Source organism: Methylobacterium tarhaniae (genome assembly GCF_001043955.1).
In the GTDB taxonomy this organism is placed as follows: domain Bacteria; phylum Pseudomonadota; class Alphaproteobacteria; order Rhizobiales; family Beijerinckiaceae; genus Methylobacterium; species Methylobacterium tarhaniae.
Genome location: NZ_LABZ01000319.1, coordinates 1 through 954, shown reverse-complemented (window position 1 = coordinate 954; position 954 = coordinate 1). Strand labels below are relative to the sequence as shown.

Genomic DNA, 954 nt, shown 5'->3' with positions numbered 1-954 from the left:
GTGCAGCAGCGCAGGGCGCTGGCGGCACAGCGCCCTGCGCTGCTGCACGCGGCCCTGATCAGCCTCTTCCTCAGCGTCTCCGTCCTGACCGGCAGCATCTTCGTCGAGCAGGTCAACGACCGGGTGATGCTGCACAAGCAGGTGGTGACGCTGGTCATCCTGTTCCTGGTCCTGGTCGTCCAGCTCGTCATCGCGGGCATTCTCGCCAAGCTGCGCGACGCGATCCTCGAACGGGTCGGGCTCCAGCTGGATGCGGCGCTCCGTCCGGCCCTGTTCGGCATCCGCGTCCGTTCGGCGATCGGCGCCCGGATCCCGCATGCGCGGGAGGGGCTCGACGACCTCGACACGCTGCGCGGCTTCATCGGCGGCAGCGGCGTCGCGGCCTTCTACGACGCGCTGCCGATCCCGATCTATCTCGCCGTCTGCTTCGCGATGCACAGCACCCTCGGCCTGTTCGCGACCGCCGCCGTCGTGGTCGTGGGCCTCCTGGGGATCGGCCAGACGGCCTTGCGCTTCCGGCTCTCCGCCGTACCGACGGGATTGACCGCCAAGGGTGTCGTGCTGGCCGACACGTACAAGAACATCGAGGCGGTCCAGGCGCTGGGCATGCGCGGGAGCTTCCGCGCCCGCTGGCTGGCGGCCCACACGCAGGACCTGGAGGCGAAGGCCCTCATCGAGGACCGCCTCGCGCTCGTCTCGTCCCTGACCCGGTTCCTGACTTCGATCCTGGCCGGGCTCTGCATGGGGCTCGGCGCGTATCTGGCGATCCGCGGTGAGATCTCGCCGGGCAACGTCATCGGCGTGATGCTCATCGCCAACAAGCTGCTTCAGCCCATCTCGCAGGTCGTCACCGAGTGGCCCTCGCTCCTTCGGGCGCGCCAATCCTATGGTCGGCTGCAGGCGCTGTTCCGTGCGGCGGAGAGCGTCGGCCCGCGGATGGCGCTGCCGCGTCCG

At 69.7% G+C, this 954-nt stretch carries 1 protein-coding gene; it reads left to right on the top strand.

What is annotated here, in order from left to right:
* Positions 1 to 954 (top strand): ABC transporter transmembrane domain-containing protein (locus VQ03_RS29570; protein WP_208605573.1); only part of this gene is annotated, 954 nt, incomplete at both ends.